At 69.6% G+C, this 17,999-nt stretch carries 18 protein-coding genes; 10 read left to right on the top strand and 8 right to left on the bottom strand.

All coding sequences use genetic code 11. The features are described 5' to 3' along the window. Positions 1-273: DUF664 domain-containing protein (locus AB0D94_RS18875; RefSeq protein ID WP_362052730.1), on the top strand; the 273-nt coding region annotated here is incomplete at its 5' end. A gap of 1,003 nt (positions 274-1,276) precedes the next feature. Here the strand turns inward: AB0D94_RS18875 and AB0D94_RS18870 are convergent. From AB0D94_RS18870 to AB0D94_RS18860, 3 genes are all read right to left on the bottom strand, one after another. Next, complete coding sequence (locus AB0D94_RS18870; RefSeq protein WP_362052751.1) at positions 1,277-2,734, bottom strand: catalase; 1,458 nt, start codon at positions 2,732-2,734, stop codon at positions 1,277-1,279. A 227-nt stretch (positions 2,735-2,961) separates the two neighbouring features. Continuing rightward, complete coding sequence (locus tag AB0D94_RS18865; protein ID WP_362052727.1) at positions 2,962-3,852, bottom strand: 2-hydroxy-3-oxopropionate reductase; 891 nt, start codon at positions 3,850-3,852, stop codon at positions 2,962-2,964. Between the two features lie 75 nt (positions 3,853-3,927). Continuing rightward, positions 3,928-4,761 (bottom strand): TIM barrel protein, encoded by an 834-nt coding sequence (locus AB0D94_RS18860; protein ID WP_031149244.1) that lies wholly within the window; start codon positions 4,759-4,761, stop codon positions 3,928-3,930. A gap of 182 nt (positions 4,762-4,943) precedes the next feature. On the opposite strand from AB0D94_RS18860, the gene AB0D94_RS18855 reads away from it, so the two are divergent. From AB0D94_RS18855 to AB0D94_RS18825, 7 genes are all read left to right on the top strand, one after another. Next, positions 4,944-5,195 (top strand): hypothetical protein, encoded by a 252-nt coding sequence (locus tag AB0D94_RS18855; protein WP_266940058.1) that lies wholly within the window; start codon positions 4,944-4,946, stop codon positions 5,193-5,195. Then, the gene (locus AB0D94_RS18850) at positions 5,192-5,590 is read left to right on the top strand and encodes a helix-turn-helix domain-containing protein (protein ID WP_362052722.1); all 399 of its coding nucleotides are present in this window, start codon (positions 5,192-5,194) and stop codon (positions 5,588-5,590) included. The genes AB0D94_RS18855 and AB0D94_RS18850 overlap by 4 nt, the downstream gene beginning before the upstream one ends. 154 nt (positions 5,591-5,744) lie before the next feature. Beyond that, positions 5,745-6,251 carry a 2-oxo-4-hydroxy-4-carboxy-5-ureidoimidazoline decarboxylase gene (gene uraD / locus AB0D94_RS18845; RefSeq protein WP_362052718.1) on the top strand — a complete coding sequence of 169 codons (507 nt, stop codon included), beginning with the start codon at positions 5,745-5,747 and terminating at the stop codon, positions 6,249-6,251. Positions 6,252-6,253: 2 nt separating this feature from the next. Beyond that, complete coding sequence (gene uraH / locus AB0D94_RS18840; protein ID WP_362052715.1) at positions 6,254-6,658, top strand: hydroxyisourate hydrolase; 405 nt, start codon at positions 6,254-6,256, stop codon at positions 6,656-6,658. A 1-nt stretch (position 6,659) separates the two neighbouring features. Next, on the top strand, positions 6,660-7,583 hold the full coding sequence (gene pucL, locus AB0D94_RS18835; protein WP_362052712.1) for a factor-independent urate hydroxylase: 924 nt from the start codon (positions 6,660-6,662) through the stop codon (positions 7,581-7,583). Positions 7,584-7,773: 190 nt separating this feature from the next. Then, positions 7,774-9,177, top strand: coding sequence for an 8-oxoguanine deaminase (locus AB0D94_RS18830; RefSeq protein ID WP_362052709.1), 1,404 nt, complete (start codon positions 7,774-7,776; stop codon positions 9,175-9,177). A 398-nt stretch (positions 9,178-9,575) separates the two neighbouring features. Beyond that, positions 9,576-10,892: a nucleobase:cation symporter-2 family protein gene (locus AB0D94_RS18825; protein ID WP_362052748.1), complete on the top strand. Its 1,317-nt coding sequence runs from the start codon at positions 9,576-9,578 to the stop codon at positions 10,890-10,892. 119 nt (positions 10,893-11,011) lie between these two features. On the opposite strand, the gene AB0D94_RS18820 is transcribed toward AB0D94_RS18825, so the two are convergent. Next, on the bottom strand, positions 11,012-11,443 hold the full coding sequence (locus AB0D94_RS18820) for a 3'-5' exoribonuclease (RefSeq protein ID WP_362052706.1): 432 nt from the start codon (positions 11,441-11,443) through the stop codon (positions 11,012-11,014). Beyond that, positions 11,444-11,614, bottom strand: a complete 171-nt coding sequence (locus AB0D94_RS18815) for a hypothetical protein (protein ID WP_362052703.1) — start codon at positions 11,612-11,614, stop codon at positions 11,444-11,446. Positions 11,615-11,773: 159 nt separating this feature from the next. Between AB0D94_RS18815 and AB0D94_RS18810 the strand changes: the two genes are divergently transcribed. Further along, complete coding sequence (locus AB0D94_RS18810) at positions 11,774-12,160, top strand: VOC family protein (RefSeq protein ID WP_362052700.1); 387 nt, start codon at positions 11,774-11,776, stop codon at positions 12,158-12,160. 87 nt (positions 12,161-12,247) lie between these two features. Here AB0D94_RS18810 and AB0D94_RS18805 read toward each other — a convergent pair whose 3' ends face one another. The 3 genes from AB0D94_RS18805 to AB0D94_RS18795 all read right to left on the bottom strand — a co-directional run bounded on the left by AB0D94_RS18805 (position 12,248) and on the right by AB0D94_RS18795 (position 16,220). Next, positions 12,248-13,393: a hypothetical protein gene (locus tag AB0D94_RS18805; protein ID WP_362052697.1), complete on the bottom strand. Its 1,146-nt coding sequence runs from the start codon at positions 13,391-13,393 to the stop codon at positions 12,248-12,250. 319 nt (positions 13,394-13,712) lie between these two features. Then, positions 13,713-15,341 carry a malate synthase A gene (aceB, locus tag AB0D94_RS18800; RefSeq protein ID WP_362052694.1) on the bottom strand — a complete coding sequence of 543 codons (1,629 nt, stop codon included), beginning with the start codon at positions 15,339-15,341 and terminating at the stop codon, positions 13,713-13,715. Between the two features lie 273 nt (positions 15,342-15,614). Beyond that, positions 15,615-16,220 (bottom strand): nucleotidyltransferase family protein, encoded by a 606-nt coding sequence (locus AB0D94_RS18795; RefSeq protein ID WP_362052691.1) that lies wholly within the window; start codon positions 16,218-16,220, stop codon positions 15,615-15,617. Between the two features lie 288 nt (positions 16,221-16,508). On the opposite strand from AB0D94_RS18795, the gene AB0D94_RS18790 reads away from it, so the two are divergent. Next, positions 16,509-17,996 (top strand): PLP-dependent aminotransferase family protein, encoded by a 1,488-nt coding sequence (locus AB0D94_RS18790; protein ID WP_362052688.1) that lies wholly within the window; start codon positions 16,509-16,511, stop codon positions 17,994-17,996. Positions 17,997-17,999 lie beyond the last annotated feature (3 nt).

Raw genomic sequence — 17,999 nt, 5'->3', positions numbered from 1 at the left:
GCGACGATCAACGAGCTTCCCCTCGACGCCCCCGGCCACGTGCCGTGGTGGCCGGAGCCTCATGCCGACACGAACCTGTTCGCCATCATGGTCCATGTCCTCGGCGAATCCATCCGGCATGCCGGGCACGCCGATATCCTGCGCGAGGGCCTCGACGGCCGGACCGGGTTGCGCGCCGAACACGAGAAGCAGATCGACGAGGAAGCCCGTGCCGCCTACTGCGCGAAGATCGAGCAGGCCGCCAGGTCGGCCGCACCAATCAAGGCCTACTGATCGTTTCAGAATGAGGTTCGTGGGCGGCAAGGCATATGAGGCTGCAGGCCAGTTCGAGCAAGCCCTGGTGGAGATCTGCGCGTCGCGCCTCGCGCCGGTCGGGGTGCCCGGCGCCTCGCGCGGTGGCGCCAGGCCCGGGTGTGTTGCGAAGCGGGGCAGGTTGTCGGGGAGCTCGGCCAGGGGCTGCGCGGGGCAGCCACCTGACCCGGCGTCACTGTCCGGTCGTCGTCAGTAGGCACGACCGTACGGCGCTCTCCGACGCACTTGGGCCCGGGGTCGGTGAAGGTGGTGTTGCACCGCACCGGTTTCCCGGCCAGCAGGCCCTCCCCCGTAACGCCGCGGTGGGCCTGCGGACCGAGGCCGCTTCGACGCGACGGGAACCGGGGACCGGTCAGAGAGTCGGGCTTCCGTGGAGCTGCCACGCCGTCTCGCCACTGACGTCGCGAGAGTCGTAGACCAGGGTGGCGTCACCCGTGACACCACCCGCGGGCAGCGACATCCAAGACTGGACGAGAGCTTGGGGGATGCCGCCGGTCTGGCGGGGGACACGGATGCGGATCGTGGGGTTGCGGTAAAGGCCGGGGGAGGGCGGGAACGACAAAGCGCCGAGTCACGGGACCGTCCGTGACTCGGCGCTCTGGTTTGTGACCGCCCGACGGGGCGAGGCTGGCGCGACAGGACGTTCGCACCGCCGGGCGGAGCAGGAGGCTCCTCCGTTCCGTGCAGGGGGCTCTGTGCGTATCCCCTGCACGGGAGAGGAGTTGCCGGGACCGTGGCGGTCGGCGACGAGAACTCCGGCGTCGTCTCCCTCAGGTCAAGAGACGGGCCTCGGAACCCATTACCACCGCACTGGCTCGCACGCCCGCCACGGTCCTCACGCGGCGCCAGCCGCAAAAGCTGGCGCAGTCCGCCCTCACCGCGTACCACCCCTCATCCGGGTCCGCGGCTCGGGCTCAGCACCCGGGGCCTGACCTCCCGTCAGGCCCCCGGTACAGCTATCGGCTCAGGCGTCGCGCAGGGCGCGGACGGCCTCCTCGACGCGCTTGCCGTAGTCGGCGTCGGCGGCGTGGAAGTGAGCCAGGTTCTTCTCGATGACGTCCTCGAGGGTGACCTGAGACAGGCCGCCGGCGATGTTCGCCACCAGACGCTGCTTCTCGGCCTCCGACATCAGGCGGTAGAGCTCACCGGCCTGGAAGAAGTCGTCGTCCTTGGTGTGGGCCGGGGCCTCGTGGGTGCCCGTGTAGCCGGAGACGGCCTTCGGGGCGCCGAGCGCCAGACCGGTCTCGGCCGGACCCTGGTACGAGTTGGGCTCGTAGTTCTTGTCGTGGCGCGAGCCGTTGCGCAGCGCCATGACACCGTCGCGGCCGTAGTTCTCGGCCTTGGTCGCCTTCGGGGCGTTGACCGGCAGCAGGGTGTGGTTCACACCGAGGCGGTAGCGCTGGGCGTCGGCGTACGCGAAGAGACGGCCCTGGAGCATCTTGTCCGGCGAGGCGGTGATGCCCGGGACGAAGTTGTTCGGGGAGAAGGCGGACTGCTCGACCTCGGCGAAGACGTTGTCCGGGTTGCGGTCGAGGACCAGACGGCCCACGCGCTGCAGCGGGTAGTCGCTGTGCGGCCACACCTTGGTGAGGTCGAACGGGTTGAAGCGGTAGTCCGCGGCCTCGGCGGCGGGCATGATCTGGACGTAGAGGGTCCAGCTCGGGTTCACACCGCGCTCGATGGCCTGGAGCAGGTCGGTCTGGTGCGAGTTGGCGTCCGAGCCGACGAGCTCGGCGGCCTGCTCGCCCGACAGGCAGCGGATGCCCTGGTTCGTCTTGAAGTGGTACTTGACGAAGAAGGCCTCGCCCTGCTCGTTGGTCCACTGGTACGTGTGGGAGCCGTAGCCGTTCATGTGACGGTACGACGCCGGTATGCCGCGGTCACCCATGAGCCAGGTGATCTGGTGCGTGGCCTCGGGGGCGTGCGCCCAGAAGTCCCAGACGTTGTCCGGCTCCTGCTTGCCCGTGAAGGGGTCGCGCTTCTGGGAGTGGATGAAGTCGGGGAACTTGATCGGGTCCTTGATGAAGAACACCGGGGTGTTGTTGCCGACGAGGTCGTAGTTGCCCTCTTCGGTGTAGAACTTCAGGGCGAAGCCGCGCGGGTCGCGGACGGCGTCCGCGCCACCGAGGGAGTCGGCCACGGTGGAGAACCGCAGGAAGGTCTCGGTCTTCTTGCCGACCGTGTTCAGGAACGCGGCGCTGGTGTACGCGGTGACGTCATCGGTCACCTCGAAGTAGCCGTACGCGGCAGAACCGCGGGCGTGCACCACGCGCTCCGGGATGCGCTCGCGGTTGAAGCGGGCGAGCTTCTCGAGGAGCTGCTGGTCCTGGACCAGGAGCGGGCCACCGACGCCGGCGGTGGCGGAGTTCTGATTGTCGGCGACCGGGGCGCCGGACTCGGTCGTCAGCGTGCGCTTCGACATGGTGACCTTCCGTACGGGTAACTGCTGACGGAAGGCGTCTTCCGTCATGCGGAACAGCCTAATTTCGGCATGAACGCAACGTCAACAGTTTGTTGAACAAAGATGGGAGAGAGGTGATCCGGACGGCGCCGGCGCTTGGGCGCGACAGGACAGGTGTCAGCACCGGCGCCATCCGGAAACTCAGGTCCCCTTGCGGGGAGGCCCGGGCCCGAAGGCCCCGGGTCGGATCAGACCTGGGCGCCGGAGAGGCGCTCGACCGCGCGGAGCAGCGCGGAGTGGTCCAGGCCGCCGTCGCCCTGGGCGCGCAGCGAGGCGACCAGCTGGGCGACGACCGCGCCGACGGGCAGGGCCGCGCCGACGTTGCGGGCGGCGTCGGTGACGATGCCCATGTCCTTGTGGTGAAGGTCGATCCGGAAACCGGGCTTGAAGTCGCGGTTCAGGAAGTTGTCCTTCTTGCGGGTCAGGACCGTGGAGCCGGCCAGACCGCCGTTGAGGACGTCCAGGGCGGCCTGGAGGTTCACGCCGGACTTCTCGAGGAAGACGACGGCCTCGGCGCACGCCTGGATGTTCACCGCGACGATGAGCTGGTTGGCGGCCTTCACCGTCTGGCCGGAGCCGTGCGGGCCGCAGAGCACGATGGTCTTGCCGAGGGCCTGGAGGACCGGCAGGGCCTCGTCGAAGTCGGCCTGCTCGCCACCCACCATGATCGACAGGACGGCCTCGATGGCGCCGGCCTCGCCGCCGGACACCGGGGCGTCGATGACGCGGATGCCCTTCTCGGCGGCGTTCTTCGCGAGGTCGATCGAGGTCTGCGGGGTGATCGACGACATGTCGATGATCAGCGCGCCGGACTTCGCGTTCTCGAGGATGCCGTTCTCACCGTAGGAGATGGCCTCGACCTGCGGGGAGGCGGGCACCATCGTGATGATGACGTCGGCGTCCTTGACGGCCTCGGCGATCGAGCCGGCCGCGGAGCCGCCGGCGGCGGCGAGGCGGTCCAGCTTGTCCTGCTCCAGCGTGAAGCCGGTGACGGAGTAGCCGGCCTTCAGGAGGTTCTCGGCCATGGGGGAGCCCATGATTCCGAGACCGATCCAGGCAATCTTGGGGAGGGTGCTCATGATGAGGGTCCTTCTCTTAATGCTTCGTACGAAAAGCGCGTGGGGTGCCTGGCTGATCGCCTGGACTTTGTCCGCTTACTTGGCGGCGCGGGCTTCGGCCGGCAGCCACGCGAAGGACGCGGCGGCGTCGGCGGCCTTGTACTCCAGGCCTACGTAGCCCTCGTATCCGGCCTTCTTCAGCTGGTCGAGCAGCGCCTCGAGGGGCAGCTCGCCGGTGCCGGGGGCACCGCGTCCGGGCTTGTCGGCGATCTGGACGTGCCCGGTCTTGGCGGCGTACTTTTCGATGACCTCGGAGAGGTCCTCATCGTTCATCGCCAGGTGGTACAGGTCGAGCAGGAACTTGGCGTTGCCGAGGCCGGTGGCCTCGTTGACCTTGTCCACTACCTCGATGCCGGCCGGGGCGCTCACCAGCGGGTAGAGCGGCGACTCGGGCTTGTTGAGGGTCTCGATCAGGAGGATCGCGCCGACGCGGTCCGCGGCCTGGGCCGCCACGACCAGGTTCTTCAGCGCGAGCTCGTCCTGCACGGCCGGGTCGACGCCGTCGACCCGGTTGCCGTAGAGGGCGTTCAGCGCCTTGCAGCCGACCGAGGCCGCGAAGTCCGCGGCCACGTTGATGTTGGCGTTGAAGCGCTCCGACTCCTCACCGGGAACCGATACCGCACCGCGGTCCGGGCCCGGCAGCTGGCCGGCGTAGAAGTTCAGGCCCACCAGCTGGGTGCCGGCGTCCTCAAGGGCTTTCTTGAGGGCGTCGAGCTCAGCCTGTGCGGGGGTGGGGGTCTCGATCCAGGGCCACCACAGCTCGACCGCCGTGAAGCCGGCCGCGGCGGCAGCCGCGGGACGCTCCAGGAGCGGGAGTTCCGTGAAGAGGATCGAAAGGTTCACATCGAAGCGCTGGTCCGTGTATCCCATGAGGGGTGTGCGCTCCTTCCGTATTGCGGAAGTTAGTTTCTGCTTGATGGAAGACTGCATCGGCCTTGTCCCGGATGTCAAGTACGGACTGCCGGAAAATCGCTCCTGCCCGCCACCCGGCCGCCGCCCCCCGGGGAGGGCGCTGTCGCGCCGCCCCTGCCCGCCCGGGTAGCTTGACCAGCGTGCGATTGAGAGTGGAGTTCACGACCGAGCCCTTCGATCTCGAAGAGGCCCCCGCCCATGCCGTGGCTGCCCGCGAGGTCATCCAGAAGGCCCAGCTGGACGCGGTGGACGTCGGCCCGTTCGGCAACACCGCCGAGGGTGAGTCCGGCCCGGTGCTGGCCGCGGTGGCCGCGCTGCTGCGCGACTCCCTGGAGGCCGGGGCCACGCGCGTCTCCCTCCAGGTGAACGTGATCGGGGAGGAGACGCCATGACCGAGCCCCGCGACCACCCCTTCGTCACCGCGGTCAAGCCGCTGGTGGACGCGATGGGCGGCGAGCTCATGGATCCGGCCCTCGCGCAGCCCGACGACGTCGTGCTCAGCTGGGAGGGTCAGGAGCTGCTGGCCGTGCGCCTGCCCCAGCTCTCGGATTCGCTGGACCACATCCTCGCGGCCCTGGAGCGACGGCACGGCGTACCGCTGGCCCAGCTCGACCGGAAGTCCAAGCAGGACGTGGTACGGATACTGGAGGCGCGAGGCGCCTTCTCGGTCCGGCATGGTGTGGAGACGGTCGCGGGCGCCCTGGGCGTAAGCCGTTTCACGGTCTACAACTACTTGAACAGGGACGCGGCCGGCCCGAAAGGGGCCGGAAAGAGCGCCCAAGAGTAAGAGTCGTTTCACCCAGCGTGACGAGCCGCCGCCCAATTCACCCGGGCGGCGGCTTTTGTGTACGGGAAGTTTCAACAAAGTGTTGACGCCGTGTTGCCGAGGGCGTTAGCTATGCGCAGCCCGTCAAAGCAACAACAGGCCACGGAGGCCTACCGTGACTTCGAGTCCGACCCCGGGTCTCACCCGGTTCAACGCCTTGGACGACAGCGCGGCCACGGCCGAGCTGCACGAGGTGTGCGCCAGTTCGGCATGGGGGAGCAAGCTGCTCGCCCAGCGCCCCTTCGCCACTGTCGAGTCCCTGTTTTCGGCCAACGAGTCCGCCATGGCGGAGCTCACCGCCGAGGACCTGGGCGAGGCCATGGGAGGCCACGCGCCGATCGGCCGGCCGAAGCCGGGAGACCCGACCTCCGCCCGCGAGCAGCGCGGCATGGCCGGCGCCTCGGAGGAGCTCAAGAACGAACTCCTCGAACTGAACCTGGCCTACCAGGAGAAGTTCGGCCACGTCTTCCTCATCTGCGCCACCGGTGCGACCGGTGAGTTCATGCGGGACGCGGTCAAGGTCCGGATCGACAACTCGCCGGAGCAGGAGCGGGAAATCGCCCGCGGCGAGCTCGTCAAGATCAACAAGATCCGCCTGACCCGCCTCGTAGAGGGAGAGTGACCATGAGCACCGAAACCACCGCGTCGGTGTCCACGCACATCCTGGACACCAGCATCGGCAAGCCCGCCGAGGGCGTCGCCATCTCGCTGTCGGCCCGTACCGGGCTCGACGGAGACTGGGCGGCCCTGGGCGGCTCCGCCACCGATGCGGACGGGCGCTGCAAGGACCTGCCGGCGCTGCCGGAGGGCACCACCCACGTACGTCTCGACTTCGAGACCGAGACGTACTTCTTTGATAAGCACAGTTCCAAGAAGCAAGCCGAGGCGCAGCAGGACGCCCCCCGCGTAAGGGACAGCGGTGCGTTTTTCCCGGAAGTGACGATCACCTTCGCGGTCACTCCTGGCGAGCATTACCACGTACCGCTGCTGCTCAACCCGTTCGGCTACTCCGTTTACCGAGGGAGCTAGCATGGCCACGATTCTGGGCCAGAACCAGTACGGCAAGGCAGAGAACCGCGTCGTCAAGATCACGCGGGACGGCGACACCCACCACATCAAGGACCTGAACGTCTCGGTCGCCCTCTCCGGCGACATGGATGACGTCCACTACTCCGGCTCGAACGCCAACGTCCTGCCGACGGACACCACCAAGAACACGGTGTACGCGTTCGCCAAGGAGTACGGCATCGAGTCCGCCGAGCAGTTCGGCATCCACCTGGCGCGCTGGTTCGTCAACAGCCAGGAGCCGATCCAGAAGGCGCGCATCCGGATCGAGGAGTACGCCTGGGACCGGATCGCCACCTCGGACGCCAACTCCAAGTTCATCGGCTCCGACGAGGTGAACCACTCCTTCGTCCGCCAGGGCATGGAGACCCGCGTCACCCAGATCACGTACGACGGTACGAACTGGGAGGTCATCTCCGGCCTCAAGGACCTCGTCGTCATGAACTCCACGAACTCCGAGTTCTGGGGTTACGTGAAGGACAAGTACACGACGCTGAAGGAGGCCTACGACCGCATCCTGGCCACCCAGGTGTCGGCTCGCTGGCGCTTCAACTGGTCGGACGACGAGCAGCGGATGCCCAACTGGGAGAAGTCCTACGCCGAGACCCGCAAGCACATGCTGCAGGCCTTCGCGGAGACCTACTCCCTCTCGCTGCAGCAGACCCTGTACCAGATGGGTTCGCGCATCATCAACCACCGTTCGGAGATCGACGAGGTCCGCTTCTCGCTCCCGAACAAGCACCACTTCCTCGTCGACCTTGAGCCCTTCGGCCTCAAGAACGACAACGAGGTCTACTTCGCCGCGGACCGCCCGTACGGTCTGATCGAGGCCACTGTTCTCCGGGACGGCGTTGACGCCCGTATCCCCGTGGACATGACCAACCTCTGATGCGGCACGCGTGTCCCGGGGCTCCGCAGTGGCCCCGGGACCCGCGACACACCTTCAGCTTCCTGAATCGGCACCCGGACGCATCACTCGGGGCGGCAGTACTGTCAGCTGTCAAGGCCCCCGGCTCCGGCACTCAAATCTCCTGGGCCTTGCCGTGCCCGTACCGCCACTGAAAGCACGAGGAAGTCCCATGGCAGCATCGGCAGCCCCTGACAGCGCGGTCGAGCGCATCGTCATCGAGAACTGTGCGATCGCGACCGTCGACGCGAACGACACCGAGTACGCCTCGGGTCACGTGGTCGTCGCCGGAAACAAGATCGAGTCGATCGGCGCGGGCAAGGCCCCCGAGAACCTCGAGAACGTCGTCCGCCGCATCGACGGCACCGGGCACCTCGTGACTCCCGGTCTGGTCAACACGCACCACCACTTCTACCAGTGGATCACGCGTGGCCTGGCCACCGACCACAACCTCTTCAACTGGCTCGTCGCGCTGTACCCGACGTGGGCGCGCATCGACGAGCAGATGACGTACACGGCCGCGCAGGGCTCCCTCGCCGCGATGGCCAAGGGCGGCGTCACCACCGCCATGGACCACCACTACGTGTTCCCCAAGGGCTCCGGCGACCTCTCCGGCTCGATCATCCGCGCCGCGTCCGAGATGGGCGTACGGTTCACCCTCGCCCGCGGCTCGATGGACCGCAGCGAGAAGGACGGCGGCCTGCCGCCGGACCACGCCGTCGAGACCCTCGAAGGCGCGCTCGCCGACACCGAGGCGACCGTCAAGAAGCACCACGACGCCTCCTTCGACTCGATGACGCAGGTCGCCGTCGCCCCCTGCTCCCCCTTCTCGGTCTCCACCGAGCTGCTGAAGCAGGGCGCCGAGCTGGCCCGCCGCCTGGGTGTGCGCATGCACACGCACGGCTCCGAGACCGTCGAGGAAGAGCAGTTCTGCAAGGAACTGTTCGGCATGGGCCCGACCGACTACTTCGAGTCGACCGGCTGGCTCGGCGAGGACGTGTGGATGGCGCACAGCGTCCACATGAACGACTCCGACATCGCCGCGTTCGCCCGCACCAAGACCGGTGTCGCGCACTGCCCGTCCTCCAACGCCCGTCTGGCCGCCGGTATCGCCCGCGTCCCGGACATGCTCGCCGCCGGTGTACCGGTCGGCCTCGGCGTGGACGGCACCGCCTCCAACGAGTCCGGTGAGCTGCACACCGAGCTGCGCAACGCGCTGCTGATCAACCGCCTCAACCCGGTCCACCGCGAGCGCGCCCTGAACGCGCGCCAGGCCCTGCGCCTCGGTACGTACGGTGGCGCCCAGGTCCTCGGCCGTGCCGACAACATCGGTTCGCTGGAGGTCGGCAAGTGCGCCGACCTGGTGCTGTGGAACCTCAGCACGTTCCTGCACTCCTCGATCGCCGACCCGGTCACGGCGCTGGTCTTCGGCGCGGCGGCCCCGGTGACGGCCTCGTTCGTCAACGGCAAGCAGATCGTCGAGAACAACCGACTCCTCTTCGCCGACGAGGACGCCATCGCCGTGTCCACGCGGGAAGAGGCTCAGCGCCTGGCGCGGATCACCGCGCAGGCCTGATCCACGGAGTCCGGCCGGGGGGGACGGCCCCCGGCCGGTCGCCGCGGACCCGAGCGGGGTCCGACGGCAGCTGTTCCCGGGAAGCGCCTGAGGAAATCCGAAGGCGCTCCCGGGGGCGGTGAGTCGTGCGACTGGCTTCGCCATGCGCGCGCAACGTCGCGGGACGGTTTGGGCGAATCGTTTCTGCACTCCTTGGGGCAAGTATTCGCACCACCACAACTCCATAAAGGCTCGACTCGCACAGCTTTCGCATCACCTCCCAGACACAACGCGTCCCTGCCGACGTGTTCAACAGTTCGGAGGAAGCCGTGGCCCAGGCGCCCAGGTTTCGCAAAGACGCAGTCGCAGTACCGCAGGTCTCGGGCGACCCCGGGGGGAAGCACCCGGTCGACGAGACGCTGCCCCCGCTGAAGATGTTCACCAGCGGCCTCCAGCACGTGGCCGCCATGTACGCGGGTGTCGTCGCCCCGCCCATGATCGTCGGCCCCGCCGTCGGACTCTCCGCCACCGAGACCGCCTTCCTGATGGGGGCCTCGCTCTTCACCGCCGGCCTCGCCACCCTCCTCCAGACGCTCGGCTTCTGGAAGATCGGCGCCAAACTCCCCTTCGTCAACGGCGTCTCCTTCGCCGGTGTGACCCCGATGATCGCGATCGGCAAGGGGGAGGGGGACAACGCGATACCCATCATCTTCGGCGCGATCATCGTCGCCGGAGTCCTCGGCTTCTTCGCCGCCCCCTACTTCGGCAAACTCGTCCGCTTCTTCCCGCCGGTCGTGACGGGTACGGTCATCACCCTGATCGGCGTCTCGCTCCTGCCGGTGGCCTTCAACTGGTCCCAGGGCGGGAACAGCACCGCCTCCGACTACGGCTCGATGAAGAACATCGGCATGGCCGCCGCCACGCTGGTCATCGTCCTGCTGATGCGCAAGTTCCTGCGCGGCTTCCTCCAGCAGATCGCCATCCTGCTCGGCCTGGTCGCGGGCACGCTCATCGCGCTGCCGCTGGGCATGACCAGCTTCGACGCCGTCAAGAACGCCTCCGTCGTCGGCTTCCCGACCCCCTTCCACTTCGGCGCCCCGCAGTTCCAGGTCGCGGCCATCATCTCCATGTGCATCGTCATGCTCGTCTGCATGACCGAGTCCACCGCCGACATCCTCGCGCTGGGCAAGATCGTCGGCCGTCCGGCGGACGCGAAGACCATCGAGGGGGGCCTGCGCGCCGACACCCTCGGCAGTGCGATCAGCCCGCTGTTCAACGGCTTCATGTGCAGCGCCTTCGCCCAGAACATCGGGCTCGTCGCCATGACCAAGGTCCGCAGCCGGTTCGTGGTCGCGGCGGGCGGCGGCATCCTGATCCTGCTCGGGCTCTGTCCGATGGCGGCCTCCGTCATCGGCGTGGTCCCGCTGCCGGTCCTCGGCGGCGCCGGGATCGTGCTCTTCGGGTCGGTCGCCGCCAGCGGCATCCAGACCCTGGCCGGCGCGGCCATGGAGAAGGGCGAGAACGCCCTGATCGTCGCCGCCGCGGTGGGCATCGGCCTGATCCCGATCGCCGCGCCCGAGTTCTACCACGCCTTCCCGAAGGACCTGCTGGTCGTCCTCGACTCCGGCATCAGCACCGGCTGCGTGGTGGCCATCCTGCTGAACCTGGCCTTCAACCACCTCGGCGCCAAGAAGGACGCGGCCTCGCCCGCCCCGGAACCGGTGCCGGTCCACTGACGTCCGGACCGGCCGGCCCCACCCCTCCCGGGGCCGGCGCCGGACGACACGGCGGCGCGCACGCCACCCACTGCGGGTGTGGCGTACGCGCCGCCGTGTCCGGTCGGGGCCGGCCGGTTCTACGGGGCGGGCGCCGGGGGAGTCCAGAGCATCAGGTTGCTCATCAGCTCGGCCTGTTCGATCGCGTCGTCCAGGGCGTGGTGGGTATGGCGCCGGCGGGACAGCAGTTCGCGCGGCATCCGGCCCTTGACGGCGGCGCGCAACGGCACCCGCGCCTTCGCCGCGTAGAGCGTCTTCATGTCCAGGCAACCGGAGTGCCCGAAGGGGCTGTCGGCGCCGAACCGCATCAAGTACCAGTACAGGAAGGTCCAGTCGAAGGAGGCCGGGTAGCCGCACATCACCGGCTGCGCCCCCGCGGAGACCTCCCGCACCCAGGTGCGGAACTCGTCCATGGCAGCGCCCGGTTCGGCGCCCTCCTTCAGCAGCCGGTCGCGGTCCAGCCCGCTCACGGCCAGCGCCTCGGGCACGAACTCCTCGCTGATGGGGCGCAACTACCGGTAGAAGGTCCGCTGTTCGGGATCGGCGGCGGTGTACACCGCGCCGTCCTGCCGCCCCGCGACCGAGGCCCCGAAGCTGATCATCGAGTACGGGCCGGGAATGGGTCCGTCGGCCTCGATGTCGACGGAGAGGTAGAGGCTGGGACGTGACGTACGGGCTGCCATGCGCCCGAGCATGCCAGCACGCGCCGCGCCGCTCACCCCGTTTTCCGGTGGCTACGCGCCGTAGCCGCCCGGACCGGCTCCGGTGCGGAATCGACGGCCGACGGGCGCGGGGGGAGGATGGGGAGTGGCAGCGGGATGCGTCTGATCGAAGGAACAGTCATGTTCGCAGACAGCAAGGCATTCAGCGGATTCTCGGTCGACGACCTGGACAAGGCGAAGGAGTTCTACGGTTCGACCCTCGGGCTGCGCGTCTCGGAGGACGACACCATGGGCCACCTGGCCCTGCACCTCGGGGGCGACACCACGGTCCTGGTCTACCCGAAGGACAACCACCAGCCCGCGAGCTTCACCATCCTGAACTTCCCCGTGGACGACGTCGACCGGGCCGTGGACGACCTCACCGCGCGCGGCGTCAGCATGGAGCGCTACGAGGAGTTCGAGGCGGACGACAAGGGCATCGTGCGCGGTGAGGGAGGCACGCCCACCATCGCCTGGTTCAAGGACCCGGCGGGCAATGTCCTGTCCGTGCTCAATGAATCGCCGTGACCGGCGTCCCGCAGGTCTGAAGCTCGTCCCCGCGCCGCGACGGCACGGCAGGCCCGGGACGGGGCCGTGCCGTGCCTGGGACGCGCCCTAGGGGGCCGGGGTGAGGAACATGCCCGTCTGATCGGCGCCGGCGGTGTTCTTGCAGGAGAAGCCCGAGGTGGCCGGCTGGGCGGCGACCAGGGCCAGGCAGCGGCCGGCTGCGAGCTGGCCGAAGTAGTTCGGGTGCATGGACTCCTGGATGAGCCCCTGCGTCTCGCTGCTGTCGATCCAGCGGGCCCACTCACTGGTCTTGGCGGACGCCGGGTTCGCGGCGCTGACCTGCGAGCTGGCCTTCGCGCACACCTCACGGCCCTGCATCATGTCCCGCAGGTCCAGGAACTGCACGCCCTTGGCGGCGGCAACCCCCTTGAGCCGGTTCGCGATCTGCGGCACGAGCGAGTCGCGGGCCCAGTCCGAGTCCCGGTTCCAGAAGGGGCAGCCACCGGTGTTGAGCCGGCTCCAGTCGCTCTGCGTGTAGCGGTTCTCGGCGCCGCGCGGAATGGGCGACGGGTAGGACTGGAGCACGATCCGGTACGAGGAGTCGGCGTAGCCGGCCCCGCGCATCACGGCCCGGACCTCGTCCACGGACTTGCCGACCTTGGCCATGACCCCGTCGATCTTCTGGTCCACGCCGGACTGCTGGTCGTCGTAGCAGTACGAGTTCCAGATGATGAAGTCGTACGCGCAGTCCTTGATGATGTCGGCGAAGCCGAGGTCGTTGCCGCCGACCGACAGCGCGATCATCTTGACGTCGTGGGAGGCGGCCACGGCGGCCAGCTGGTCGGCCTGCGGTGCCTCGCCCTTGTACGCCACGCCGCCGTTCGACGCCCGGAACACGTTGTCCGCGGTGGCCCCGGAGCAGGCCAGGTTGATCGCCACGTCGGCGATGGGGCCGGCGCTGCGCACCTCGGCCGAGTCGGAGCGGTGGCAGCCGCCGGCCGTGGTTCCGTATACCTTCGCCGGGTCGTACGTACTGCCGCTCACCCAGGCCCGGTCGGTGCCGAGCCGGTTCCCGCTGTTGGTCAGGCTGTTGCCCTTCCAGCGGCCGGCCTCGCCGGAGATGTAGCTGTCGCCCAGGGAGACGACGGCGGTGGGGCCGGTGCCCGGGCCCGCGGCGGCGGTGCCGGCCCCGGCCGTGAGCAGCGCGGTGAACGCGAGAGGGAGGGCCAGGCCGACGGCGGTCAGTCGTCGCACGCGACTGGCGTGGTTCTTCCTTCGGGCGGTGCGGGATCCGATCACTGCGGAACTCCTGCGTTCGGCCACGCGGAAGCCAGGAACAACTCCGATGCGTGGCTGGGAAAGTGGGGGTACCGCCGGCCGGTGGCAATCGGAAAGGTGACATGCCGACTCTTGTTACCGCTAGGTAGCCGCAGATTACGATGGGGTAACGACCGACCGGTCGTTCGGCGCGATCGGGGCCGAAAACGGCTCCGCCCCCGGTGCCGTGGGGCAACGGGGGCGGAACCGCCGGATGTTCGGCTGCTGTGCGTTTCAGCCGAATGTCAGCGTGGCGTCAGCCGGAGAGCTGGTCGTACGCGGGGAGCGTCAGGAAGTCCGCGTAGTCCGCGTCCAGGGAGACCTGGAGGAGGAGGTCGTGGGCCTGCTGCCACTTCCCGGCCGCGAAGGCCTCCTCGCCGACCTCGGCGCGGATGGCGGCCAGTTCCTCGGCGGCGATCTTGCGGGTGAGCTCGGCCGTGGCCCTCACCGGCTTGCCGTCGTGCTCGAAGACGACCCCCGCGTTGATCCACTGCCAGATCTGCGAGCGCGAGATCTCGGCCGTGGCCGCGTCCTCCATCAGGCCGAAGATGCCGACGGCGCCCAGGCCGCGCAGCCAGGCCTCGATGTAACGGGTGCCGACCTGGACCGCGTTGCGCAGGCCCTCGTAGGTGGGCTTCGCGTCGAGGGAGTCGATCGCGATGAGCTCGCCCGGGGCCACCGAGACGTCCTCGCGCAGGCGGTCCTTCTGGTTCGGCTTGTCGCCGAGCACCGCGTCGAAGGAGGCCATGGCGATCGGGACCAGGTCGGGGTGGGCGACCCAGGACCCGTCGAAGCCGTCGCCCGCCTCGCGGTCCTTGTCCGCCTTGACCTTCTCGAAGGCGACCTTGTTGACCTCGGCGTCCTTGCGGGACGGGATGAAGGCCGCCATGCCGCCGATGGCGTGCGCGCCGCGCTTGTGGCAGGTGCGGACCAGCAGTTCGGTGTACGCCCGCATGAACGGGGCGGTCATCGTCACCGCGTTGCGGTCCGGGAGGACGAACTTCTCGCCGCCGTCACGGAAGTTCTTCACGATCGAGAAGAGGTAGTCCCAGCGCCCGGCGTTCAGGCCCGCCGCGTGGTCGCGCAGCTCGTAGAGGATCTCCTCCATCTCGTACGCGGCGGTGATCGTCTCGATGAGCACGGTCGCGCGGACGGTGCCCTGCGGGATGCCGACGTAGTCCTGGGCGAAGACGAAGATCTCGTTCCAGAGGCGCGCCTCCAGGTGCGACTCCGTCTTCGGCAGGTAGAAGTACGGGCCCTTGCCGAGGTCGATCAGGCGCTTCGCGTTGTGGAAGAAGTACAGGCCGAAGTCGACCAGCGCGCCGGAGGCCGGGGCGCCGTCGATCAGCAGGTGGCGCTCGATGAGGTGCCAGCCGCGCGGCCGCATGACCACGGTCGCCAGCTCGCCGGCGGGCTTGAGGGCGTAGGCCTTGCCCGTGCGGGCGTCGGTGAAGTCGATGCGGCGCTCGTAGGCGTCGATCAGGTTGAGCTGGCCGAGGACGACGTTCTCCCAAGTGGGAGCCGAGGCGTCCTCGAAGTCGGCGAGCCAGACCTTGGCGCCCGAGTTGAGGGCGTTGATGGTCATCTTGCGGTCCGTCGGACCGGTGATCTCCACGCGGCGGTCGTTCAGCGCGGCCGGGGCCGGCGCGACCTGCCAGTCCCCCTCGCGGACCTGTGCGGTGTCCGGGAGGAAGTCGAGGGTGGAGGTCCGGGCGATCTCGGCTCGCCGCTCGGCGCGGCGGGCGAGGAGCTCGGCGCGGCGGGGGGCGAACCGGCGGTGGAGCTCGGCCACGAAGGCGAGTGCCGCTTCGGTGAGGACCTCGTCCTGCCGGGGCAGGGGCTCGGCGTCGACGATGGCCAGCGGGGACGGCGCTGGTGCGGACATATCTGTCACTCCTTCAGCGGCGGTGCCTGGCGGCCGCGGGGGAATGCTCGCGCGAGACGGCACGCAGTGCCGTCGGGTGTGGAGAGTTCCGGAATACGGTCGCGGGCGCCGTTCTTGGTTCAGGGCGCTTCTGACCAGTGGATAGTAATTTCCTCATGGTGGAAGTTCAATGGTTTGTTGATGTCGAGATTCTCTGAGTCGACAGATTCCACTCGCCGGTGGCCCTCAGTGCCACCGCCGTTACCCCCCGCTCAGGCCGCACTCCGGGCGTGTTCAAGCCAGTCGTGCCAGGTCGGGCGGGGTGTCGATGTCGAAGGCCTCCGCGATGTCCCCGCACTCCACCAGCATGAGCTCGTCCGCATGCTGCGTCAGGTGCACCCGCGCGCCCTTGTCTCCGGTGGCCGTCGCCGCGATGTCCGCCCAGCGGTCCGCGCCGAACAGCACGGGATGGCCGCGCTCCCCGCCGTAGGCCGCCGCCACCAGACTCGCCGGGGAGCGGTACGCCTCCCGGACCCGGGCCACGGCCGCCGGCCCGATCCCCGGCTGGTCCACCAGCGACACCAGGGCCGCGCGGGCGCCCGTACCGGCCAGGGAAGCCAGGCCGACCCGCAGGGAGGAACCCATGCCCTCCGCCCAGTCCGGGTTGTCGGTCACCACGCACCCGCTCAGGTCGGCGCGCTCGCGGACCTCCGCCGCGGAGGCGCCGAGCACCACGTGCACGGGCCCGCAGCCCGCCTCGCGCAGGACGCGCACGGCGTTCTCCACGAGCGGGCGGCCACGGTAGGTCAGGAGGGCCTTGGGGCGGCCGCCGAGCCGGCGGCCGCCGCCGGCGGCCAGGAGCAGGCCCGCGATCACTGGCGGACTGGTGTGGGACGACATGCCACCGATTCTCGCTCCTCCGCGGAATCCCGTGACCACGGTGACAACGATGACCGCTGCGACCGCTGCCGCTGCGACCGCCGTGGCCGCGCCGACAGGGTCCTGCGTACGGAGGCCAGCGCGGCCCCGATCCGCAGCGGCTCGGCGATCCGGTTCTCGGCGGCGCTCAGCAGGGCTCGTTCGTCACGGTCGGTCAGCATCTCCGCTGCTCCTTGCCAATCGGGGGCCAATACGGCGAGTCTGGACCTCGATTGGCCTGGATGGCAGAGCCAATCAGGGGAGGTTGGCATGGCAAACGGGCGAGTGGTCCAGACAGCGGACAGAACCATCGGCAGCCGCCAGCTCGCGGCCCTGCTCCCCGCCGACGTGCGGGCCCGCCCCGGCTACCGGGCCCTCGCCGACGCCGTCCGCACCCTGATCCTCGACGGCCGCATCGCCCTGCACGTGCGGCTGCCCGCCGAGCGCGAGCTGGCCGAGGCCGTCGGAGCCAGCCGGGCCACCGTGACCGGCGCCTACGACCTGCTGCGCGAGAGCGGCTACGTCCGCAGCCGCCGCGGCTCCGGCACCTGGACCGAACTCCCCGAGGGCCACCGCCCCGTCGGCGCCCACGCCATCGTCGGGGCAGGCGGCTACAGCGCCGACGGCGATCCCGGCATCGACCTGGCCATCGCCGCCATGGGCGCCCCCGACGGCAGCCTCGCCGAGGCCCTCGCCTGGGCCGCGCCCCGGCTGCCCGGGGCCGCCCGGACCCCCGGCTACCACCCCTTCGGCCTGCCCGACCTGCGCGCGGCCGTCGCCGACCGCTTCACCCGCCGCGGACTGCCCACCCGCCCCGAGCAGATCCTGGTGACCGCCGGGGCCCAGCAGGCCTTCGCGCTCGTCGTCAGCCTCCTGTGCGGACCGGGGGACCGGGTCGTCACCGAGAGCCCCACCTACGCCAACGCCCTCGACGCGCTGCGCCACGCGCGGGTGCGCACCGGGTCCATCGCCGTCTCCGACGCCGGCTGGGACATGGAGATCGCCGAGTCCACGCTGCGCCAGACCGTGCCGAGGCTCGCCTACACGATCCCCGACTTCCACAACCCGACGGGTGCGCTGATGCCGCAGGAGCAGCGGCTGCGGCTGCTGGCCGCGACCCGGCGCACCGGGACCTGGCTGGTGGTCGACGAGACCATCGCCGACATCGCGCTGGACGTCCCCGCGCCCGCGCCGCTGGCCTCGCTCGCCCCGCGCGGCGGAGCCGACCACGTCGTCACCATCGGATCGCTCAGCAAGACGCACTGGGGCGGGCTGCGGGTCGGCTGGATCCGGGCCACCGAGAAGATGATCACCGAGCTGACGGCCGTGCGGGTCGCGGCCGACATGTCCGGCTCGGTCCTCGACCAGCTCGTCGCGCTCCCGCTGATGGAAGGCCTGGACCGGTCCCTGCCCGCGCGGCTCGCGCAGCTGCGGATCCAGCGCGAGGCCCTGGTGCGCTCGCTCCAGCGGCACACCCCGGAATGGTCCTGGCAGCTCCCGCCGGGCGGCCTCTCCCTCTGGGTCGACCTCGGCGAACCGGTCAGCTCCGCCCTGGCCGAACGGGCCGCGGCCGCGGGGGTCCACATAGGCCGCGGGGCCCGCTTCGGCGTGGACCCGGGCACCTTCGAACACCGGCTGCGCATCCCGTACACGCTCCCCGCCGAGAGGCTGGACGAGGGCGTACGCCGCCTCGCCGGCGCCTTCCACGACGGGGTACCGCTGCCCGCGGCGGTGGAACGGCCGTACTGGGTGGCGTAGCCC

The sequence above is a fragment of the Streptomyces sp. NPDC048255 genome (assembly GCF_040652415.1).
Taxonomy (GTDB): Bacteria; Actinomycetota; Actinomycetes; order Streptomycetales; family Streptomycetaceae; genus Streptomyces.
This window is presented reverse-complemented; position numbering and strand designations above follow the sequence as displayed.

What these genes read in the sequence shown, in the direction of transcription:
- AB0D94_RS18850 (WP_362052722.1), top strand. Translation starts at nt 5,192, where the DNA reads ATGACCGAGCCCCGCGACCACCCCTTCGTCACCGCGGTCAAGCCGCTG.
- AB0D94_RS18865 (WP_362052727.1), bottom strand. Translation starts at nt 3,852, where the DNA reads ATGAGCACCCTCCCCAAGATTGCCTGGATCGGTCTCGGAATCATGGGC.
- AB0D94_RS18815 (WP_362052703.1), bottom strand. Translation starts at nt 11,614, where the DNA reads ATGGCAGCCCGTACGTCACGTCCCAGCCTCTACCTCTCCGTCGACATC.
- AB0D94_RS18870 (WP_362052751.1), bottom strand. Translation starts at nt 2,734, where the DNA reads ATGTCGAAGCGCACGCTGACGACCGAGTCCGGCGCCCCGGTCGCCGAC.
- AB0D94_RS18830 (WP_362052709.1), top strand. Translation starts at nt 7,774, where the DNA reads ATGGCAGCATCGGCAGCCCCTGACAGCGCGGTCGAGCGCATCGTCATC.
- AB0D94_RS18810 (WP_362052700.1), top strand. Translation starts at nt 11,774, where the DNA reads ATGTTCGCAGACAGCAAGGCATTCAGCGGATTCTCGGTCGACGACCTG.
- uraH (WP_362052715.1), top strand. Translation starts at nt 6,254, where the DNA reads ATGAGCACCGAAACCACCGCGTCGGTGTCCACGCACATCCTGGACACC.
- aceB (WP_362052694.1), bottom strand. Translation starts at nt 15,341, where the DNA reads ATGTCCGCACCAGCGCCGTCCCCGCTGGCCATCGTCGACGCCGAGCCC.
- pucL (WP_362052712.1), top strand. Translation starts at nt 6,660, where the DNA reads ATGGCCACGATTCTGGGCCAGAACCAGTACGGCAAGGCAGAGAACCGC.
- AB0D94_RS18795 (WP_362052691.1), bottom strand. Translation starts at nt 16,220, where the DNA reads ATGTCGTCCCACACCAGTCCGCCAGTGATCGCGGGCCTGCTCCTGGCC.
- AB0D94_RS18790 (WP_362052688.1), top strand. Translation starts at nt 16,509, where the DNA reads ATGGCAAACGGGCGAGTGGTCCAGACAGCGGACAGAACCATCGGCAGC.
- AB0D94_RS18860 (WP_031149244.1), bottom strand. Translation starts at nt 4,761, where the DNA reads ATGGGATACACGGACCAGCGCTTCGATGTGAACCTTTCGATCCTCTTC.